Origin of the sequence: Aquimarina sp. ERC-38, assembly GCF_026222555.1 — a bacterium.
GTDB lineage: Bacteria > Bacteroidota > Bacteroidia > Flavobacteriales > Flavobacteriaceae > Aquimarina.
Genome location: NZ_CP098511.1, coordinates 100413 through 120713 on the forward strand (window position 1 = coordinate 100413; position 20301 = coordinate 120713).

The 20301-nt window shown below is 35.2% G+C and carries 19 protein-coding genes; 5 read left to right on the forward strand and 14 right to left on the reverse strand.

The window, feature by feature from the left end:
* Positions 1–42 precede the first annotated feature (42 nt).
* The 3 genes from NBT05_RS00455 to radC form a co-directional block, all read right to left on the reverse strand.
* Positions 43–726 (reverse strand): YjjG family noncanonical pyrimidine nucleotidase, encoded by a 684-nt coding sequence (locus NBT05_RS00455; protein ID WP_265771449.1) that lies wholly within the window; start codon positions 724–726, stop codon positions 43–45.
* Positions 719–1948 (reverse strand): DUF7033 domain-containing protein, encoded by a 1230-nt coding sequence (locus NBT05_RS00460; protein ID WP_265771450.1) that lies wholly within the window; start codon positions 1946–1948, stop codon positions 719–721. The genes NBT05_RS00455 and NBT05_RS00460 overlap by 8 nt, the downstream gene beginning before the upstream one ends.
* Before the next feature lie 90 nt (positions 1949–2038).
* Complete coding sequence (gene radC / locus NBT05_RS00465; protein WP_265771452.1) at positions 2039–2743, reverse strand: RadC family protein; 705 nt, start codon at positions 2741–2743, stop codon at positions 2039–2041.
* A 216-nt stretch (positions 2744–2959) separates the two neighbouring features.
* On the opposite strand from radC, the gene NBT05_RS00470 reads away from it, so the two are divergent.
* Positions 2960–3406, forward strand: a complete 447-nt coding sequence (locus tag NBT05_RS00470) for a hypothetical protein (protein ID WP_265771453.1) — start codon at positions 2960–2962, stop codon at positions 3404–3406.
* 154 nt (positions 3407–3560) lie between these two features.
* Positions 3561–4004, forward strand: a complete 444-nt coding sequence (locus NBT05_RS00475; protein ID WP_265771454.1) for a DUF1569 domain-containing protein — start codon at positions 3561–3563, stop codon at positions 4002–4004.
* Positions 4005–4102: 98 nt separating this feature from the next.
* Here NBT05_RS00475 and NBT05_RS00480 read toward each other — a convergent pair whose 3' ends face one another.
* The 3 genes from NBT05_RS00480 to rsgA all read right to left on the reverse strand — a co-directional run bounded on the left by NBT05_RS00480 (position 4103) and on the right by rsgA (position 7458).
* Positions 4103–4987 (reverse strand): M57 family metalloprotease, encoded by an 885-nt coding sequence (locus NBT05_RS00480; protein WP_265771456.1) that lies wholly within the window; start codon positions 4985–4987, stop codon positions 4103–4105.
* Positions 4988–5108: 121 nt separating this feature from the next.
* Positions 5109–6464, reverse strand: a complete 1356-nt coding sequence (locus NBT05_RS00485) for a UDP-N-acetylmuramate--L-alanine ligase (RefSeq protein WP_265771457.1) — start codon at positions 6462–6464, stop codon at positions 5109–5111.
* 43 nt (positions 6465–6507) lie between these two features.
* Positions 6508–7458: a ribosome small subunit-dependent GTPase A gene (rsgA, locus tag NBT05_RS00490; protein WP_265771458.1), complete on the reverse strand. Its 951-nt coding sequence runs from the start codon at positions 7456–7458 to the stop codon at positions 6508–6510.
* 77 nt (positions 7459–7535) lie between these two features.
* Here rsgA and NBT05_RS00495 point away from each other — a divergent pair, with 77 nt between their 5' ends.
* Positions 7536–8189, forward strand: a complete 654-nt coding sequence (locus tag NBT05_RS00495) for a hypothetical protein (protein WP_265771459.1) — start codon at positions 7536–7538, stop codon at positions 8187–8189.
* Positions 8190–8260: 71 nt separating this feature from the next.
* Here NBT05_RS00495 and NBT05_RS00500 read toward each other — a convergent pair whose 3' ends face one another.
* The 6 genes from NBT05_RS00500 to NBT05_RS00525 form a co-directional block, all read right to left on the reverse strand.
* On the reverse strand, positions 8261–9349 hold the full coding sequence (locus NBT05_RS00500) for a bifunctional 3-deoxy-7-phosphoheptulonate synthase/chorismate mutase type II (RefSeq protein ID WP_265771460.1): 1089 nt from the start codon (positions 9347–9349) through the stop codon (positions 8261–8263).
* A gap of 36 nt (positions 9350–9385) precedes the next feature.
* A complete protein-coding gene (locus NBT05_RS00505; protein WP_265771461.1) occupies positions 9386–10237 on the reverse strand; it encodes a prephenate dehydrogenase in 852 nt (283 codons plus the stop codon).
* Entirely contained in the window at positions 10234–11403 is a 1170-nt protein-coding gene (locus tag NBT05_RS00510; protein ID WP_265771462.1) for a pyridoxal phosphate-dependent aminotransferase, read from the reverse strand. Before NBT05_RS00510 ends, NBT05_RS00505 begins: the two co-directional genes overlap by 4 nt.
* On the reverse strand, positions 11400–12230 hold the full coding sequence (locus NBT05_RS00515; RefSeq protein ID WP_265773186.1) for a prephenate dehydratase: 831 nt from the start codon (positions 12228–12230) through the stop codon (positions 11400–11402). The genes NBT05_RS00510 and NBT05_RS00515 overlap by 4 nt, the downstream gene beginning before the upstream one ends.
* A 418-nt stretch (positions 12231–12648) precedes the next feature.
* Entirely contained in the window at positions 12649–13836 is a 1188-nt protein-coding gene (gene kbl, locus NBT05_RS00520; protein WP_265771463.1) for a glycine C-acetyltransferase, read from the reverse strand.
* Positions 13837–13869: 33 nt separating this feature from the next.
* Positions 13870–14835: an NAD-dependent epimerase/dehydratase family protein gene (locus NBT05_RS00525; RefSeq protein WP_265771464.1), complete on the reverse strand. Its 966-nt coding sequence runs from the start codon at positions 14833–14835 to the stop codon at positions 13870–13872.
* Positions 14836–14989: 154 nt separating this feature from the next.
* On the opposite strand from NBT05_RS00525, the gene NBT05_RS00530 reads away from it, so the two are divergent.
* Together NBT05_RS00530 and gldA are read left to right on the forward strand one after the other, a co-directional pair.
* Positions 14990–15451 carry an Lrp/AsnC family transcriptional regulator gene (locus tag NBT05_RS00530; RefSeq protein WP_265771465.1) on the forward strand — a complete coding sequence of 154 codons (462 nt, stop codon included), beginning with the start codon at positions 14990–14992 and terminating at the stop codon, positions 15449–15451.
* A 21-nt stretch (positions 15452–15472) separates the two neighbouring features.
* Positions 15473–16372: a gliding motility-associated ABC transporter ATP-binding subunit GldA gene (gene gldA / locus NBT05_RS00535; protein WP_265771466.1), complete on the forward strand. Its 900-nt coding sequence runs from the start codon at positions 15473–15475 to the stop codon at positions 16370–16372.
* A gap of 13 nt (positions 16373–16385) precedes the next feature.
* On the opposite strand, the gene NBT05_RS00540 is transcribed toward gldA, so the two are convergent.
* Together NBT05_RS00540 and NBT05_RS00545 are read right to left on the reverse strand one after the other, a co-directional pair.
* The gene (locus NBT05_RS00540) at positions 16386–16790 is read right to left on the reverse strand and encodes a response regulator (RefSeq protein WP_265771468.1); all 405 of its coding nucleotides are present in this window, start codon (positions 16788–16790) and stop codon (positions 16386–16388) included.
* 344 nt (positions 16791–17134) lie between these two features.
* Positions 17135–20278 carry a PAS domain S-box protein gene (locus NBT05_RS00545; RefSeq protein ID WP_265771469.1) on the reverse strand — a complete coding sequence of 1048 codons (3144 nt, stop codon included), beginning with the start codon at positions 20276–20278 and terminating at the stop codon, positions 17135–17137.
* Positions 20279–20301: the final 23 nt, after the last annotated feature.

Below are 20301 nucleotides of genomic sequence, written 5' to 3' on the forward strand. Positions count from 1 at the left end.
TCAGCTATGCTATATATAACGAGAAGATACTAAATTTTATTTTTATAGTTGATTTTTAATCAATAACAAATCAGAAACTGTGTTCTCAACAGGAGAAACTTCAATCTGATGATAGTTAAAAAATAGGGTTTGCAAACCATAGTCTCTTGCCCCTAGAATATCCGCTTCATAATTATCACCAATCATCAGGCTTTGCTCCACAGTAGCCTCTGCTTGATGCAAGGCGTACTCAAAGATTTTCGGATTAGGCTTTTTTACTCCCGCATCTTCACTATTGGTAATAGAAGTAAAATAATGTTCAATTTTTGAACCCTTTAATTTTTTATGTTGAATTTCACGAAATCCGTTAGTAATAATATGTAGACTATAACTAGGGTGCAGGTGAGAAAGCAGTTCAGCTGCCCCTGTGATCAAGAAATTGTTTTTAGGTAAATATTTAATATATCCCTCCGATAATTGTTCTATAAGTTCAGCCTTTACAAAGTATTGACAAGCTGTAAAAGTATCTTGAAGCCTTCCCCTTCTTAATGCGGGTTGCGTTATTTTTCCTTCTCTATACAATTTCCAATAACGTAAATTGATAGGTTTGTAAGCTTCCAGGAAATCTTCTATGTATAAGGTAATCCTATATTTTTCAAATAATGTTTTAAAAGCCAGTTTAGAATTACGGTCAAAATCCCATAAGGTATGATCCAGATCAAAAAAGATATGTTTTATATTATTCATTGAGGTTCCAGATATAGGTTGCAATTTGTTTCCAATCCCGATTAGGGTTTTGTCCGTTTAATAACCCATTTGACAAAACTGGGATAAAGGTTCCTTCTACGGATTTTATATGATGAACCATGGTATCTATTTTAGCCATGATGTCTTTACTCGTTACTTCACCCTTAAAATTTTTGGGTGTTAGTGAAAACGGATAAATCTTTAAAGGAGTCTGTATTTCATAATCCAAATCGTAAAATAAAAAAGGCGTACAGGTACCTGCCCTAAAACCCATATGTTTTGCATAACCCATGGAAAAATCTTCAAAAACTTCTAACTCGATAAACATCCGATAAACATCCGGTAAATTGATTTTAAAATAAGAACAAATCACTTCCTGAACCGGGCGGTGAATAATACTTTCCAGACGACGTTTTTCTTTTTTTATAAGAGCAAGTTCGGTAATCGCATCCATAGAAACTTTAGAACCTACCTGAAGATAGTCCGAAACGTGTTTGATTAAATTTTTATGTTTTTCATTATTAAACAAAATGTTCTTTTCATAATTTGAATAATCTCCCAAACTAAAAAAAATCGTTGCTTGTTTTTTCTTTATTTTTTGAAGTTCTATCAGAAAATTAAAAGTATCATAAGGATCTTCTTTTAAATTTAATAACACCTGGAACCTGCTTAAGATATTACGAATCCGACCTTTAAATAAATCTTTTCCCACCCCGCCTAAGGTCCTGATTATTCCTTTTTGAGCATAAGCAAAAGTTTGCGAAACTATAATGCTGGGTTTGATTGAAAATCGGTTGTGATGAAACTGAAGCTTTGGAAAATATTCTTTTAGAATTTCTTTAAATTTTTGCACCCAAAAATCTACAATGGGTATTTCCAAAAAATGGTAAGTGTAGGCGAGACTTTCTTCAGCTATAAATCGACCGTAAGCATCTTTTCTATGCGGAAAGTACTCCTCATACCTGGATAATAAATAAAAGGTGCCGGCAAAAATATCAAAAGGTACCGCAGCGTCTTTATGAACTACCGGAAAGATACCTTTTATATGATCCCAATCCTTTACGTCAACTTCAATCTCATTAAATCCCCGGTCAAACAATAAAGGGATACTTTGAAAATATAATTCTTTACCTAAAGGATGCTTTCCATAAGAAAACTTTGCCCCTTCAAAAGCTATAAACTCTTCAATCCTGGAGGTAAAACTAACAGGTATACCTAGCATTCTCTTACAAATATGCTTAAAAGTATATAAAATGCGAGGAGTTATTTTTTGAGTATGAACCAGGATCATAAAGTATAAAAAACCGAAAGCTTATAAGAGTTGACCATCTGCAAAGCTAAAATACGTTTTTTCAGTAACTATCAAGTGATCCAGTAGTTTAATATCCAGATGTTGCCCCGCTGCTTTTATACGCTTGGTAAGCTCCTGATCAGACTGACTGGGTTTTAGAGATCCGCTGGGATGGTTGTGTGCTAGCAGGATGGCCGTAGCGTCAAATTCCAGAGCTGCTTTAAAAACAACTTTAGGATCTACCAGGGTACCGGTTTTACCACCTATACTAATTTGTTTCTTCTTCAGTACTTTATGGCTATTATTTAAATAGAGAATCCAAAACTCCTCATGTTCTAAGTCTGCAATTAAAGGTTGCATAATACGATAAGCGTCTTTACTACTAGATATCTTTTCAACCACCTCACTATGATCGTTATTTCTTCTTCTACCTAGTTCAAGGCCTGCAACAATAGTTATTGCTTTTGCTTCTCCGATGCCTCTAAAACCGGTTAATTGTTTTACTGATAGCTTTCCTAACTGATGTAATTTATTATCTACTGATAATAGAATACGCTGACTTAAACTTACCGCACTTTCTGTTTTTGAACCCGAGCCGATTAAAATAGCGACAAGCTCAGCATCTGTTAAAGCATTTTTACCTTTAACCAATAATTTTTCTCTTGGTCGATCATTTTCATTCCACTCTCTTATTGAGAAAGATACTTTTTTAGTGTTATTTTCCATTACTACTTCTAATTATTTCCCGTAACCGGTTTGCATAATTACAAACTATTTTACTCAAAACCAATATTTTATTATTTTCACTAAATCAAATGGTATTAGGAAAATCCTTAACCCATCTCTGAATTTAATTTATATTTGTTTGAAAATGAAAGTTTTACTATATTTGTCAAACCCAAATTAATATTTACAACTAATTAACTTATAAAAACACTATTTATGAAAAGTATTCTTACCTGTGCACTTTTACTTTTTTCAATGTATTTTTATGGACAAGATCAAAAGCGGATTGGCTTTTTAGACTTAGTAGGAAATCACATACAAGTTCCTAGAGGATGTGAGGCTTTATCAGAATATGAACTACAAGCATGCGATGGCACCTCCATTAAGTGGGATTATTATAGTGAAGATATGCTGTCTGCTGTCTTTGATGCTACGATAAGTGCATACGGAGAAAGTGCAAAAACTAAAACCGAAGTGACCTTAACCTCTTTCGGCTCTCAGTTTACCGGATATAAATTTCAAACCGGTGAGACTTTTCAATACTTTCTAAAAGGAAAAATTGGTGATAGAGCCCTAATGTTTAATTTAGGTACTCCTATTAATATCAGTAGTAATAATGACTTAAACGGAATTTTAAGTATGGTGTTTGAAAAGGTAGGATAAAAAGTAGTTGTTACCTACCATACTACTCTTTAATATAAAGTAACCATATTAGGTTCAAGGCGATATTTTGAATGAAATACTATTGTCTTGACCAAGTTAATTCCGGTTAAACTTTGAAATTGTTGTATTTTTGATTTCATAAATGTAATATCTTATGGAAACTTTATTTGATACTACTACCAAAGATACAATACAAAACCGCTTAGCAAATTTACATTCGGGTTCTCAAGCAAAATGGGGAAAGATGAGTGTAGGACAAATGTTGTTCCATTGCCAGCTCCCCTTAGAAATTGCTACCAGCGATAAGCATAGTAAATTAAAACCAAACTTTATTGCAAGATTACTCTTTAAAAAATCATTGTATAATGATCGGCTATGGCCGAAGAATTTACCTACCGCTCCCTCTTTAAAAGTAACTTCAGAGAAAGATTTTAAAACGGAAAGTACCAAGTTAGCTGAAAAAATAGCTGATTTTTACAGTATGAAAGATCAGGATTCTTTTAAACCGCATCCGGTATTTGGAAAATTTACTCCTGAACAATGGGGTAAAATGCAATACAAGCACCTGGATCATCATTTTAGACAATTCGGGGTTTAAATCATATTGCGCAATTCGTAAACTAGGATCAAAAAATAAGGGGTTATTCTGTTTTAAGAATACCCCTTATTATTTAAATAAATTGTTTAAAACCTTATTTATCTCCCACGATAAATCCTTCTCAGACCTCTTCGCTCATCATCCGTAAAATTAATAGGAGTAAATCTAGAATCACCGCAAGCCCTCATAACCGCGTTTAGTACACGTCCGGAACCGTTAGTACCAGGAACAGCAATTGCCCCAAGGAATCCAGGCCTTTCCGGTACATTAAATGGACGCGGACAACCTTGTCTTAATCTCCAATCTGAATGCCTTAATCCTACGGCATGTCCTAGTTCATGGGTCATTAATCTTTCTAAATTTCGCGCAGTTCTAAATCCGACATCTGGCCCAAAATTAATAAATGCACCTGGATTTCCGCTTCTAGGAAATGACGATATAGCAGCCGCACCTCGCGCTCCTGCTAGACCAGACGGATTATATATGATATTAATATCAGCATTACCTGGCCCAGTAAAAAGCTGCATTCTAAAACCAAGGTTTAATTGGTTAAAATTTTGTACTGCTCTACGTAGTCCTTCTTGATAAACAGGTGGTAAATTAAGCGGTCCTCCTCGTTGAAAATTAATCCTAAGGACACGCTGTCCTCTGGCAGGAATTCGTACTAGATTATTAGTTCGTACCACTTTTTCTGAATTTGGGTCACTTTCTAGGGGGAGTACCGGCATATTCTTAAAATCATCTGTAGATAAAAATATATCTCCTGCTAACCAACCACTTTCAGATTTACCATTTCCTCTGTCCAAAGTGATAGCTTCAATTCCACTGGAGGGGTTTACACCTAAATCCGCAAATTTTTGTTCAACCGCCTTTAAAGTTTCTGCATTTTCAGCTACAGTTTCATTTCCTACTTCCTCTTCTTGACAAGAGTGAAATAATCCCATGACTATCATAGTCATGGTTACTAGTTTTAGAGTTTTCATATTAAAATAATTTATGTTATCTCAACAAACTAGTTAATAAATTGACATAAACCTAATATATTTTAGTTAAAACTATAGTATTCATAATAAATAATTTATTAACCTTACTATAACAACTGTTTTACCTTAACCATTTTTCAATTTCATTAAAATTCAATCCTCCGTAATTACCACTACTCATTAGGAGCAATACGCAGTTGTGGTATGCATTTGTACTGACATAGGTCTTAAACAAAAAAGGGTCTGTATAAACTGATAAATCTTCTTTTTGAAAAGCTTTTCTAATATCATCTTCTGCGATGGCATCTAACTGTTTAATCTTAACCGCTTCCGGAGAATAAAAAACTACCGCTTTATCCGCAGCATCTAAAGCCCCACGATATTCTTTTAAAAATTGAGGGGTTAAACTACTATAGGTATGAAGTTCCAAACAAGCAAGTAAGGTTTTATCCTTAAACTGTTCTTTTACCGCCTGAGTGGTTGCTTTTACTTTTGAAGGACTATGGGCAAAATCTTTAAAAGCAATGGAATGTTCATTTTCTGCAATTTTTTCCAGGCGTTTGGAAGCACCTTTAAAACTACTGATGGCTTCATAGAATTCATCTTCATTAATTCCCATATGCTGACAAATCCATTGAGCCCCCGAAAGGTTATTTAAATTATGTTTGCCAAAAATCTCAATAGGCATAGGCCCATCTGGTGTTTCTAGAAGAGTAGTTCCGTTTTCTATACGATATTTATGAGTTTGATATGGGAATTTACGAATAGGTTTTTCTAAGACTTCTACCATATTTTTAACCACGGGATCTTCTTCATTATATACTAAAGCACCTCCGTTAACTATAGATTCCCCAAAGATTTTAAATTGTTCTACATAATTATCAAAAGTTGGAAAAACATTGATATGATCCCAGGCTATACCGCTAATCAAAGCTATATTAGGTTGGTAAAGATGAAATTTAGGTCTGCGGTCAATCGGAGAAGATAGATATTCATCTCCTTCCAGGATCATAAAATCATTTTCCTCGGTCAACTTTACCATTACTTCAAAACCTTCCAGTTGTGCCCCTACCATATAGTCCACATCTTTATGATGATATTGTAGTACATGAAGGATCATGCTGGTAATACTGGTTTTTCCATGAGACCCACCGATGACCACTCGGGTTTTGTTCTTCGACTGCTCGTATAAAAATTCCGGGTACGAATAGATGGTAAGGCCTAACTGTTGCGCTTTTACTAATTCCGGATTGTTTGCTTTGGCATGCATTCCCAGAATAACGGCATCTATATCACCCGTAATCTTACTTTCAAACCATCCGAATTCTTGGGGTAATAAATGATAACGCTCCAACCTGGATTTTGAAGGTTCAAATATGGTATCATCGCTTCCGGTAACCTGATCTCCCTTTAAATGTAAAGCAATGGCGAGGTTGTGCATTGCACTACCTCCTATAGCTATAAAGTGTAATCTCATAGATGTAAATTGTAATTATAAAACTTTATACTAGGAGAAAGTTTTATTCTATTTCATAATTGTTTTTTCGGTACGTATCTTCCTCTCCATCCAGAATTTGCAGGTAACTTTTATAACGGGATGCTGCTACCTGACCATTTTTTAACGCATCTTTTACCGCACACTTAGGTTCGTTTACATGCAGGCAATTATTAAACTTACAAGTCGATTTAAGGGCAAAAAATTCCGGAAAATAGTCTCCGATTTCTTCTTTTTCCATATCCACTACCCCAAAACCTTTAATTCCGGGAGTATCAATAATCCGCGCGTTAAATGACAGGTCATACATCTCTGCAAACGTAGTAGTATGCTGTCCTTGCTGATGCTGATTGCTTATCTCGGCTGTTTTTATAGATAGTTCAGGAGCCAGGGTATTTACTAAAGTTGATTTTCCTACTCCGCTATGCCCGGAAAACATACAAACTTTTCCTTCCATTAGTGCAATTACCTGATCAATACCTACTTTATGTTTTGCCGAAATCTGTAAACAGGTATATCCGATGTTCTCGTATAACTTAATTAAATCTGTAATGGTATTCATTTCTTCTGAAGTATACGTATCTATTTTATTAAAAAGCAACACGGTTTTGATATCATAAGCTTCTGCAGTTACCAGAAACCGATCAATAAAAGAAGCAAAGGTAGGAGGGTTATTTAAGGTAATTACTAAAAAACAAATATCAATATTAGCAGCGATGATATGGGTCTGCTTGGATAAATTTACCGATTTACGGATAATATAGTTTTTACGGTCTTTAATTTCAGAAATTACCCCGGTTACTTTATCGCTTTCTGTTTCTAATTCAAAAACCACCTTATCACCTACCGCCACCGGGTTAGTACTTTTAATACCTTGAAGCCGAAATTTACCTTTAATCCGGCATTCATACAGCATATGGTCTTCTCCTTTTACCAGGTACCAACTACCAGTAGATTTATACACGGTACCTATCATATACGGAATTTCAATTTTTTAACATTTTTTTAATAATTATTTTTATCTTTGCCCTTCATTTAAATAATTACTTACTTATGAAGAGAATATTACTACTCGTTACATTTTATTTTGGAATTTTTACCTCTATTATTGCCCAAACAAGTCTTTATGAAAATCCTGACTTTGATCAGATTGCTAAAGATCATAAAATTATTGCAATTTTACCATTTTCTACTACGGTAAAGTTGCGACCTAAACAAATGAAAAGTATGACTCCTGAACAGTTGAAAGATCTGGAACGAGGAGAAGCTGCTTCCATCCAACAAGCTATGTATTCTTGGTTTTTAAAAAGAAAAAAAAGAGGAAAACTTCAAAATCTTGAAATTCAACCTCCTAAAACAACTATGGCACTCTTATCAAAGAAAAGCATTGACTATAATTCTTTAAAAGAATATACCCCTCAGGAGATAGCTAATATATTAGAAGTAGATGCCGTGATAACTGGCGATTACAGAACTGATAAACCTATGTCTGAAGGAGCTTCTGTTGCTTTAGGCTTATTAATAGGATTCTGGGGAAGCACTAATAATGCTGTAATTAATATGAGTGTTCACAACGCAGCAGATGGTGTTTTACTATGGAATTATAATAAAAAAGTTAGAGGAAGCCTTGGAAGTACCCCTGATGACCTTATTAATATTTTAATGAGAAAAGCATCCCGAAGATTAAGTTATACTAAAAACTCTTAATAGAGGTTGCTCAGACTAAAAAAGCCGTTTCAATAAAATTTGAAACGGCTTTTTACGTCTTTTTTTTCTTATTAAGCTTTAGCTACACTTACACTCTTCTGATGGTTGATAGATTCCTGATGGATAGCTTTATAAATCCTTAAAATAAATTCTTCGCTTAATCCATTTTCTTCTCCTTCCAGGATCATCCTGCCTAAAATCTCGTTCCATCGCTTGGATTGCAAAATAGCCACATTTTGACTGGCTTTGATTTTACCAATCTCATCCGAAATTCGCATACGTTTTGCTAAAACTTCTAATAGCTGATTATCAGCAATATCAATTTTTGCTCGTGATTCAGTTAAAGCACTTTGATAAGCTTCATCCTCTCCGACTTCTTTACGGATTTTCAAATCTTTCATGATTTGCACCAATCGCTCCGGGGTAATTTGCTGTTTAGCATCACTCCAGGCATTATCCGGATCATAATGAGTTTCTACAATCAATCCGTCAAAATTAAGGTCTAATGCAGTTTGAGATAAATCAAATATCAATTCCCGGTTTCCGGCAATATGAGACGGGTCTAAGATTAAAGGCAAGTCCGGAAAACGGTTTTGCAAGTCTATCGGTATTTGCCATTCCGGTATATTTCTATATTTTGTTTTTTCATAGGTAGAAAAACCTCTGTGTATAACGCCCAGATTTTTTACATCACAAGTATAAAAACGCTCTACCGCACCTAACCATAGGGATAAATCCGGATTGATTGGGTTTTTAATAAGTACCGGGTTATCAATACCTCGACAAGCTTCGGCGATATCCTGAACGATAAATGGAGAAACGGTACTCCTGGCTCCAATCCACAATACATCCACTCCGTGTTTTAATGCTAATTCCACGTGATGCGGATTTGCAACTTCAGTAGCGATTTTTAGACCTGTTTCTTCTTTTGCTCGTTGTAACCATTTTAATCCTAAAGCTCCTACTCCTTCAAAGTTTCCCGGGCGGGTTCTGGGTTTCCAGATTCCTGCTCTTAATACGGTGGCGTCCGTATCTTTTAACTGATGTGCAATAGTGACTACCTGATCTTCGGTTTCTGCACTACAAGGTCCTGCTATTACCAGCGGATGATCGAGGTTATAGGTATCCAGCCAGGTTCTTAGTTCTTTCTTATTTTCCATTTTTATTGATTATCCTAAGTTTTATATTTTCGTTTTTTATCTATCAATTCCGTTTAAAATCGATTTAATTCTATTCGCTGCTTCCATTTCAGCATATACTTTTTCAAAATCGTCTTCTTCCAGTAACTTCTGAAACCAGGATAGGTTTGAAATATATTCTTTTAAAGTTTCCAACACATTTTCTTTATTATGTTCAAAAATAGGTGTCCACATCGCCGGCGAACTTTTTGCCAACCGAACGGTTGAGGCAAAACCGCTTCCTGCCATATCAAAGATATCTTTTTCATTCTTTTCCTTTTCAATTACCGTCTTCCCTAACATAAATGAACTTATATGTGATAGGTGAGAAACGTAGGCAATATGCTTATCGTGAGAAGCCGGATCCATATATCGAATTCGCATCCCTAATTTAGAAAAGATTTCCAATCCTTTTTCCTGTAACTTAAATGCTGTTTTTTCTACTTCGCATATGATATTAGTCTTATTTCTATACAGATTTGCTATCGCCGCTTTAGGCCCGGAAAATTCTGTTCCGGCTATAGGATGTGCTGCTAAATAATTTCGACGCTTTTTATGATCATTTACTTTAGCACATAATTTTTGCTTGGTCGAACCTGCGTCAATAACCAGGCAGTCATCCGGAACCAAATCCAATACTCTAGGTAGAATGGTTAAGGTACTATTGACCGGAATGGTTATAATGACCACTTCGGCTTTATTAATATCTTCAAGAATAGCTTTATGATCAATAATTCCCAGTTCTAAAGCTTGTTGCAAATGAGAATTGTTCTGATCAATACCAAAGATTTCTGACTCTTTGAATGCTGACTTTATATCAATAGCAAAGGAGCCGCCTATCAAACCTATTCCGATTATATAAACTTTCATAAACTAACTTTATGATGTTGCAAGCGTTCTATTGCTTCTGCTATTTTTTCTTTAGAAACACATAAAGAAAACCGAATATATCCTTTTCCATTACTTCCAAAAATGGAACCCGGGGTAATAAATACATCATTTCTGTACAAGATGTTGTCGATGAAAGAAACATCATCCGCATTATTTCCGGGTAATTTAGCCCAAACAAACATCCCCGTAGCATTTTTATCATAGCTGCAATTGAGTTGATCCGCGAGGTTCCATATATAGTTTCTACGCTCCTGATAGATAGTATTTATCTTATTGTACCAGGAAGCTGAACTTTGTAACGCAACAATTGCTCCTTTTTGCAAACCGTAAAACATACCGCTATCCATATTACTTTTTACCTTAAGTACTGCTTCAATTTTATCAGCACTTCCGGCTAACATCCCTACTCTCCATCCAGCCATATTAAAGGTTTTACTTAAGGAGTTTAGTTCAAGAGCTACCTTTTTTGCGTCGGGAATACTTAATATGCTTAAAGGCTGTTCGTTTAATACAAAACTGTATGGATTGTCATGAACTAATAATATATGATGCTTAGTAGCAAAGTCAATTAATTGCTGAAACAATCCTTTAGAAGCCGGAGCTCCGGTGGGCATATTGGGATAATTTACCCACATTAACTTCACTCCGGATAAATCTTGCTTTTCTAAGGTTTTAAAATCCGGGTACCAGTTATTTTCTGCTTTTAGATCATAAAAAAGCGGTGAAGCCCCTACAAGATTAGTGATAGCTGCATAGGTCGGATATCCGGGATTCGGGATTAACACCTGGTCTCCTTCATTAAGATATGCCATAGAGATATGCATAATTCCCTCTTTGGAACCTATTAAAGGCAAAATCTCATTTACAGGATTTAAAGAGACTTCATATCTCTCCTGGTAAAAAGTAGCAAATGCTTCTCTAAGTTCCGGTAATCCCTGGTAACTCTGGTATTTATGTGCGCCAGGCATGGTAGCAGCCTGCTGGATTTCTTTAATTACCTGCACGGGTGGTTCTAAGTCCGGGCTACCGATCGCCATATTGATAATCGATTTACCGGAAGCAGCCAGTTCTCGCACCTCCCGTAATTTTCTAGAGAAATAATATTCCTGGACGGTTTCTAATCTTTTAGCGGTTTGTACACTCATCCGTTTTGATTTTTATATTCTCCTAAAATTTTTACGTCGTACGCCATAATATTGAGAATAGACATTGCTTTGCTAAACCCTTCGTAAGAATCAAAGGTGGTATCTATAAAAAAAGAATAGCGCCAGGGTTCATCGATAATGGGCAGGGATTGAATTTTAGTTAAATTTAAATTACAATCACTCATCACATTAAGTACAGATGCCAGACTACCGCGTTTATGATCCGTATAAAATTTTATAGAAGCTTTATTTACTTCTGACTTAGGAATTTTTTTTGCGTTTTTTCCTTTTAAAATAAAAAAACGGGTGGCATTTGACTTAATAGTCTGAATTTCTTCAGCCAAAATGGAAAGGCCATAGATTCCGGCTGCACCTGCACCAGCTACAGCGGCTATATTTCTTAATTGCTTTTCTTGTATTCGTTTTGCGACTTCTGCCGTATCCACATCTTCTACCAGTTTGATATGATCGTAATGGTTAAAAAAGTCTTTACATTGCAATAGTGCCATAGGGTGGGAATATACCTCTTTGATATCAGCAATTTTCTGATTGCCGAGAGCCATCAAACAATGGTGGATTGGTAGAAAATATTCGCCTACAATCTCTAGGTTATGTTCGTCAATATAAGCATAATTAGGTATGATGGAACCAGCAATGGAGTTCTCAATCGCCATGACTGCATCTGTACTTTTACCGGATTCCAGGCTCTTTACCAATTCCTGAAAAGACAGGCATTCATCAACCATTACCTCTTCTCCGAAGTATGCTTGAGCTACCTGATGATGGTAAGATCCTTTAATTCCCTGTATAGCTACGATAGTATCTATCACGTTACTTTGTTTAGAAGGCTTACTGCTTTTATAACTATATTCTTTTTTATCAATTATGTTTGGTACTGTCTTCATAAAGCCTTCCAAAATTCATGGTATAAAAAAATCCCGATGTTTATCGGGATTTTTATGTATCATATTATAAGTATTACATACTGACCCCGCTTTTACCTTTGTGGTAAAAGAAGAAAAAATAAAATCGGTTCCAGAATACAATACTTTTCATTACTTCAATTTTCTGATGCTAAATTAGAAAAATAAATAGAAAGAAAGATACGAATTTAAAATAATCAGTCTACATCAAATATTATCATTAATAATCATGTCATTTTTAAAAATTATTAAAAAAATTGATCAAATAGTTTTAAAATTATAAAGATATTTCAATACCACTATTACTAACAAACATTCGTATTCAGATGATTTTTAAAGATTTACCTACGTTTATAAAAGCTTTTACTGCAAAATCAATTTGTTCCGGACTATGGGCGGCTGAAAGTTGCACTCTGATACGCGCTTTACCTTTAGGAACCACCGGATAAAAGAAGCCTATGACATAAATACCTTCTGAGACTAATTTTGCAGCAAATTCCTGTGCCAGTTTGGCATCGTACAACATAATGGGTACGATAGGATGCTCCCCTGGGATGATATCAAAACCGGCTTCAGTCATCTTATTTCTAAATTGTTTGGTATTTGCTTCTAGTTTATCACGCAATTCCGTAGAACCGGATAAAATATTCAGTACTTTGATAGAAGCTCCTACAATGGAAGGGGCTAGCGTATTTGAAAATAGATAAGGCCTGGACTTTTGCCTTAGTATCTCCACTATTTCCTTTCGAGCAGCGGTAAATCCTCCGGAAGCTCCTCCCAAAGCTTTTCCATAGGTACCCGTTATAATATCCACTCTTCCCATTACATTACAATGCTCATGGGTACCCCGACCGGTTATACCCAAGAACCCGGTAGAATGGCAATCATCAACCATTACCATTGCTCCATAAGCGTCAGCCAGATCACAAATTTTATCCAGTTGAGCAATGGTGCCGTCCATAGAAAAGGAACCGTCAGTTACAATTAAGATACGCCGGGAGCCTTTTGCTGCAATTAATTGCTTTTCCAGATCAGCCATATTATTATGCTCGTAACGAAAACGTTGCGCTTTACATAAACGAATTCCATCAATAATAGAAGCATGATTTAAAGCATCTGAAATAATAGCGTCTTCACTGGTAAGCAAAGGTTCAAAAACACCACCGTTTGCATCAAAAGCCGCCGCATATAAGATACAATCTTCCATCCCAAGAAAATCTGCTGTCTTTTGCTCTAATTCCTTGTGTATATCCTGGGTACCACAAATAAAGCGAACAGAGGACAACCCAAATCCATGACTGTCAATAGTGGCTTTGCTTGCCTGAATTACAGATGGGTCTGAAGAAAGCCCTAAGTAATTATTTGCACAAAAATTAAGAAGGTTTTTAGTAGCCTCCGTATCAATTTCAGCTCCTTGTGGCGAAGTAATTTTTCTTTCTTTTTTATAAAGTCCTGCTTCTTTAATCGTATCCAACTCCTGGATTAATTGTTTTTTAACGCCGGTATACATACAATTTGAATTTTTTATAAGTTGATATTAGTGCTAATCTAAGGTAGTTTTTGAAGTAAATTCTTTCTGTAACTCGGATAACATTACCGCTACCATTCTAGGTAAGTCATAGGCTGGTTTCCAATTCCAGTCCTCTTGGGCTTTTTTATCGTTAATGACCTGAGGCCACTGATCTGCAATTTGCTGACGGAAATCAGGCTGATAATTTATGTTGAAGTCAGGAATTTCCTTTTGAATAGCGGTTGCTAATGTTGCAGGCGTAAAACTAATGCCCGCCAGATTATAAGAGGTTCTTCGGGTTATTTTATCTTGAGGTGCTTCCATAATTTCTACAGTAGCTCGGATGGCATCATCAATAAAAATCATGGGTAGTTTTGTATCTTCTGAAAGGTAACAGGTATACGCTCTATCCACTAATGCCCGATGAAAGATTTCTACTGCATAGTCCGTAGTACCACCGCTAGGCATCGATTGATATCCGATAACTCCCGGGTACCGTAAAGACCGTACATCCAGATTATATTTTTGATAATAATAATTGGCCCAGTTTTCACCTGCTACTTTACTAATACCATAAACCGTGGAAGGAGTTAACGGAGTATCATTATCTGTATTTGTCCTATCGTATTCTCCACCATAAACCGCTATGGAACTTGGATAGAACACCCGTTTCACCTTACTAATCCGGGCTACTTCCAGGATGTTTATAAGTGTTTTCATATTAAGTTCCCAGGCAACAATTGGTTTCTCTTCTCCTTTTGCTGACAGTATCGCTGCCATATGATATATATGAGTAATACCATGTTTTACGACTACCTCCAGAACGGCATGTTGATCGGTAGCATCTAATTTTTCATACTTACTTTCAATAAGAAACGGAGTCTCATGTAAATCCGAAGCGATTACCTGATCAAACCCATATCTATCTTGTAAATAACGTGTTAATACAACTCCCAACTGCCCTTTTGCTCCTACAATTAAAACCTTTGGTCTTTTCATTTTATTTCCGTAATTATTACTTATAAAAGTAATAATTTATAGAATTATATATGCATAATCTTTGAAATGAGATAAAAATTACGGTTTTTTAAACCATACACCTTAAAAATTACTATTTTTATACTAATTAAGTGTTAAGAAGTATTACTCTTTTATGGAAACCTTAGACGCTACTGACCTGGCTATTTTAAGAATTTTACAGGATAACTCAAAGATCACGACTAAAGAGATTGCCCGGGACATGAATTTGAGCACCTCTCCTATTTACGATCGTATTCGAAGATTAGAAAAGTTAGGCTATATTGAAAAGTATGTAGCTATTTTAAACAAAAAATTGATTGACAGATCTGTCACTACTATTTGCCAGGTTTCTATGAGATATCATAATGAAGCATTTATTGAAAAATTTGAAAAGCAAATAAAACAATTACAGGAAGTACAGGAATGTTATCATATGGCCGGACAAGTAGATTTTATTCTAAAAATTCATACTAAAAACCTGGAAGAGTATCATGATTTTATAAAGTATAAATTGTCTACTATTGAAAATATAGGTGTTTTAAATAGTACTTTTGTACTAAAAGAAATAAAGCAAAGTTCTGCTTTTTATATTTAACTAATCTTCATTAAAATATCCATGTCTATTTCCGTACAGAATCTTAGCAAACATTATGGCGAGCAAAAAGCATTAGATGATGTTTCTTTTGAAATAAAAAAAGGAGAAATTGTTGGGTTTTTAGGTCCTAACGGAGCAGGTAAATCCACTCTAATGAAAATACTAACTACGTACCTGTTGCCGGATGAAGGAGTTGCAATGGTCAATGGCTTTAATGTTTTAGAAGATGAAAAAAGAGTACAACAGAGTGTAGGCTATTTACCGGAACATAATCCATTGTATGACGATATGTATGTAAAAGAATACTTGAGGTTTAACGCGGATCTACATAGTGTTAGTAAAGACAGTATTAATAATGTCATTAAAATTACCGGCTTAGCTCCGGAAGTCCATAAAAAAATAAAACAGTTGTCAAAAGGATATAAACAACGTGTCGGGCTTGCCTGTGCCTTAATACACGATCCTGAAGTCTTAATATTAGATGAACCTACGACCGGATTGGACCCTAATCAAATTATGGAAATACGAGAATTGATTAGAACGATCTCTACTTCAAAAACCATTTTTCTATCGACGCATATTATGCAGGAGGTAGAAGCCATTTGTGATCGGGTTATTATTATCAGTAAAGGAAACATTGTGGTTGACCAGGAATTGGATGAATTACTAAACCAGGCAGAACAAATCGTATTGGTCGAATTTGATTACCGGGTAGATGAAGCTTTTCTTTTACAGTTACCTCACGCAAAAAAGGCAACGAACACCTTTGGGTTTGCCTATGAAATCCATTTTAATACTACAAAAGACATGAGGTCGTTTGTATTTGATTTTGCTCATGATAACCAACTTAAAATTGTTAACCTATCTCGAAAAAACAAAAACCTAGAAAGCTTGTTTCATGAAGTTACCGAAAACGCTTAAGGCTACGTATTATTTAACCTACTTGTTTAAAATCGTTAAGTACCGTTGTTAATTTTTCAATAGATATGGGTTTTACAATATAATCACTAACAATTTCGTAAGATTTTGCTTTTAAGGTATCAGCCGGATCTACTGAGGACGAAGCAATATACAGTACAATCTTCTTTTTACAAGGTATCTTAACGAACTGATCTAAAAATTGCCATCCGTCCAGTACTGGCATATTAAGGTCTAATATAATCACATCTGGTAATGCATCTTCAGACATGATGATAGCTTTTAAATTGTCCAGGGCTTCCTGCCCGTTCCTAAACACCATAATACTATCACAGAAATTAATAATTTCCATTACTTTTTTAACTCCGTATACAAAAATCGGATCATCATCAATAATACATGCTATATTAATCATCTTCATTCAATTACATTTAACTTTTTAGCTCTGGTGCATATGGCGAAAAATTGTCAATTCGAGTATTTCTTCGTTATAAAATGAAGAATACAGGGCTTGCCCTCAACTTAATTTAGAAGATAAAGTCCTTCGGTTTATCTCATCATAACATAGCTTTTTCGACTCAAATCTTTATCATATTCAGTTCTGTCAAAAGACTTAATAATTCCACTAAGCATAGACGAGGTACACTTCTTCTTTTATTCGAAGTACTCGAACTTACGGATTTTATCGTATGTCTATCTACATGCACCATTATCGTTTTTTATCTAATTACCATAAGGTAATGACTTCTTGAAGCTTTTTCTAAATTATTCTATTAATTTTTTACTATTTTCATAACTCAACTTTACTTTAAAGATAGTTCCCTGACCGTAAATACTTTCTACTGCGATGGAACCACCCATTGCTTCCACCTGGTTTTTAGATATAAATAATCCAATTCCCCTGGCATCTTTATTATTATGAAAGGTTTTATACATCCCAAAAATTCTTTGATGATGCATGTCCAAATCAATTCCAATCCCATTATCTTCCACTAAAATTTCTATTTGGTCTTTGTAACAAACCGAACTTATATTAATGTAACTATTTCTTTCAGTTGACCTATATTTGATTCCATTTGTAATTAAATTTAAAAGAATACTATCCAGGTAAGCTGGTACCCCAAGAATTCTAATATCTGCATCAATATCATACTTTATGGTTACCTGACCCTCCTGGGCTAGTGCCACTACGCTTCGCAATACCTTTTTAATTGTGTTCTGGAGATTAATACCTTCTAAATTATCTTTGATAGAAGTATTGATAAGCACTACTTCATTAAGATGTTTAATGGTTTCCGCCAGGTTTGAAGAAGCTTTCTTTAACATCTGGATAGGTTCACTTTTCGAAATTCCCATATTCTCCTGGATAAAAATATCCAATAGCATCTCAAAGTTACCGGAATGTGATTTTAGGTTATGAGAAACAATATGGGCAAAATTGCGTAAACGTTTGTTTTGGTCACTAGTTACACACAAAAGGGATTTTAATTCGGTTTCTGTTTCTTTTAGTTGAGAAATATTAGTAATCACCGCTAGGTATCCGCTTACAATTTCATTTCTCTTCACTGAGGTTATGGTAAGCTGTACGTTAAGGTGTGTACCATCTTTAGTCACACATATCCATTCACGGGTATCGTGGTCCAACTCCTTAGCCAGCGTGGTAAAGACTTCAAAATCTTTAATTGGATAGCCGAAACGTTCGGAAAGCTCACAACCCCTTTTCTCAATTTCTTCTGGTTTATAAAAATCAGGTAGAGATTTTAAATGAAGTACTTCTTCCTTAGCATATCCTAAAAGATTCTCCGCACCTTTATTAAACATAGTCACTTTACCATCATAATTGGTTTCTATAATACCTACCCTGCTACTTGCCTGTAAAACGCTTTCTAATCGCTGAACGGTTTGTTTTAGATCTTTTCTGGCAATAATCCTCGGGGTTACATCTACCACCTGTGCAATTAGTTTCAACGGAAAATTAAATTTATCACGAATTAAAGACATGGATAAAATCACGTGAACCACCTGTCCTTTTTTATGCATAAATCGTTTCTCCATACTAAAGTAAGAGCGACGGCCGGTTAATAGCTCCTGTAATAGTAGTTGGTCTTCTTCATGATCATCCGGATGTGTTAGATTTTTTAAGGTTAAGGTGTTAAGCTCCTGTATGGTATATCCAATGATACTACTTAGTGCCATATTAATCTCAAGCCATTTTCCTTTAATATCCAGGATAGCCATACCGATGGCTGCATGTTCAAAATTACCTCTGAAGGATTCTTCGCTAACCCTGAGTTGTTCAATTACTTCATTTTTTTCTGTAATATCATGTAACGCTACTACGGCTCCGGTTACTTTTCCTTCGGCATCAACAAGCTGTGCACCATTGGTACTTACTAACCTTTTCTTTCCGTTATTAGGAGTAAGTATAATTTCGTAATCTTTGAATTTACCTTTATGCAAAGCTTTTAATAGAGGAATTTCTTCTTCTTGTAAGGGGGTAACACCATCTTTTTGAAACAATCCGTAATAATTAGGCCATTCTTCAACAGGTATGGTATTATTAGGTAGTCCAAACCAATTCTGGGTTACTGCGTTGAACATAGTCAGTTCTCCATGCTCGTTACAGGAAGCTAAACCTACGTTTATGGAATTTAGGATGGTTTCCTGGAACACTTGTTTTTCATAATTCTGTAGTTCCGTAATTTTACGATAGGTGATATCTTCTGTTTGCATAATTAAACCACCTATCTCTTTTTGATCAGTATACCAGGGCCTGAGCTCCCATGATATCCATTGGTGACTACCATCTTTCCGAATAAATTTATCTTCATCCTTCTTAAAACATTCTCCTTGTAATGCTCTACGATGATCTTCTTTCCAGCGATCCGGAATTTCCGGAAAAATTTCGTAATGTGTTTTACCTAAAATTTCGGGTTCTTTGATTTTATAATCGTCTATCCATTTTTTAGAAACTGCCAGGTACCGCATATTTTTATCTAACAAAGCAATGGCACTGGGAGCTTGTTCAATAAAAGCCTTATTTTCTTCAATGGTTTTTTTACTTTCGGTTATTTCAAGAATAGACCCGATCATCCATTCCGGATTACCCGCTTCGTCCCAACTTATAATTTTACCTTTTTCGGCAACCCATATCCAGTCTCCGTTTTTATGACGCATTCGGATTTCACATTCGTAATGATCCGTAAATCCCTTGATATGCTGACTTTTTAAAATTCTGGTATATTCCAGATCTTTAGGGTGTAAAGCTTTATCTCTTATATTTTTATGAAAAGGTTGCAGTTCTAATAGGGTATATCCTAAAATATCCGCCCAATTCTCATTAATTATTAATTCCTGGGTTTTACAATTGATCTCCCAAATACCTAAATTTGTACTATCAATAACATGTTTATAGCGTTCGTTTTGCTTTTTCAGACTTAACTTCACCTTTTCAAAACTTGTAATATCCGTATGTGCTCCTATCATCCTGATTGGTTTTCCTTTTGAATTACGAATAGCAAGCCCTCTGCAACGGATCCAAACTGTATGTCCTAATCTATGTGTGTACCTTACGATCTGGTCATAAGGGTAGGTTGGATCTTGACAGTGTTTTACGAAATTTTGAATAGCATTTTTAAGATCTTCATGGTTGATGATATTTTGCCAGGAAGAAGATTTATGTGGCATTTGATCGGGATCGTATCCTAATACCGTCCAAAAACGGGAACTCATCCATTCGTTTTCAGGATTGTCTAGGTCCCAAAACCATAATCCATCTAAAACAGCACCTTGGATAAAATCAAATATATTAGCATCTTTTTTGATTAAATCATAAAGCTCTTCTTTTAGATAATTATGCTCTTTAGCATCATGACTTAAAATATGAGTAGTTTTTTTCCTATAGATCATCTTTTAGTTACTAGGTTAGAGGC

What these genes read in the sequence shown, in the direction of transcription:
- NBT05_RS00455 (WP_265771449.1), bottom strand. Translation starts at nt 726, where the DNA reads ATGAATAATATAAAACATATCTTTTTTGATCTGGATCATACCTTATGG.
- NBT05_RS00460 (WP_265771450.1), bottom strand. Translation starts at nt 1,948, where the DNA reads ATGCTAGGTATACCTGTTAGTTTTACCTCCAGGATTGAAGAGTTTATA.
- radC (WP_265771452.1), bottom strand. Translation starts at nt 2,743, where the DNA reads ATGGAAAATAACACTAAAAAAGTATCTTTCTCAATAAGAGAGTGGAAT.
- NBT05_RS00470 (WP_265771453.1), top strand. Translation starts at nt 2,960, where the DNA reads ATGAAAAGTATTCTTACCTGTGCACTTTTACTTTTTTCAATGTATTTT.
- NBT05_RS00475 (WP_265771454.1), top strand. Translation starts at nt 3,561, where the DNA reads ATGGAAACTTTATTTGATACTACTACCAAAGATACAATACAAAACCGC.
- NBT05_RS00480 (WP_265771456.1), bottom strand. Translation starts at nt 4,987, where the DNA reads ATGAAAACTCTAAAACTAGTAACCATGACTATGATAGTCATGGGATTA.
- NBT05_RS00485 (WP_265771457.1), bottom strand. Translation starts at nt 6,464, where the DNA reads ATGAGATTACACTTTATAGCTATAGGAGGTAGTGCAATGCACAACCTC.
- rsgA (WP_265771458.1), bottom strand. Translation starts at nt 7,458, where the DNA reads ATGATAGGTACCGTGTATAAATCTACTGGTAGTTGGTACCTGGTAAAA.
- NBT05_RS00495 (WP_265771459.1), top strand. Translation starts at nt 7,536, where the DNA reads ATGAAGAGAATATTACTACTCGTTACATTTTATTTTGGAATTTTTACC.
- NBT05_RS00500 (WP_265771460.1), bottom strand. Translation starts at nt 9,349, where the DNA reads ATGGAAAATAAGAAAGAACTAAGAACCTGGCTGGATACCTATAACCTC.
- NBT05_RS00505 (WP_265771461.1), bottom strand. Translation starts at nt 10,237, where the DNA reads ATGAAAGTTTATATAATCGGAATAGGTTTGATAGGCGGCTCCTTTGCT.
- NBT05_RS00510 (WP_265771462.1), bottom strand. Translation starts at nt 11,403, where the DNA reads ATGAGTGTACAAACCGCTAAAAGATTAGAAACCGTCCAGGAATATTAT.
- kbl (WP_265771463.1), bottom strand. Translation starts at nt 13,836, where the DNA reads ATGTATACCGGCGTTAAAAAACAATTAATCCAGGAGTTGGATACGATT.
- NBT05_RS00525 (WP_265771464.1), bottom strand. Translation starts at nt 14,835, where the DNA reads ATGAAAAGACCAAAGGTTTTAATTGTAGGAGCAAAAGGGCAGTTGGGA.
- NBT05_RS00530 (WP_265771465.1), top strand. Translation starts at nt 14,990, where the DNA reads ATGGAAACCTTAGACGCTACTGACCTGGCTATTTTAAGAATTTTACAG.
- gldA (WP_265771466.1), top strand. Translation starts at nt 15,473, where the DNA reads ATGTCTATTTCCGTACAGAATCTTAGCAAACATTATGGCGAGCAAAAA.
- NBT05_RS00540 (WP_265771468.1), bottom strand. Translation starts at nt 16,790, where the DNA reads ATGAAGATGATTAATATAGCATGTATTATTGATGATGATCCGATTTTT.
- NBT05_RS00545 (WP_265771469.1), bottom strand. Translation starts at nt 20,278, where the DNA reads ATGATCTATAGGAAAAAAACTACTCATATTTTAAGTCATGATGCTAAA.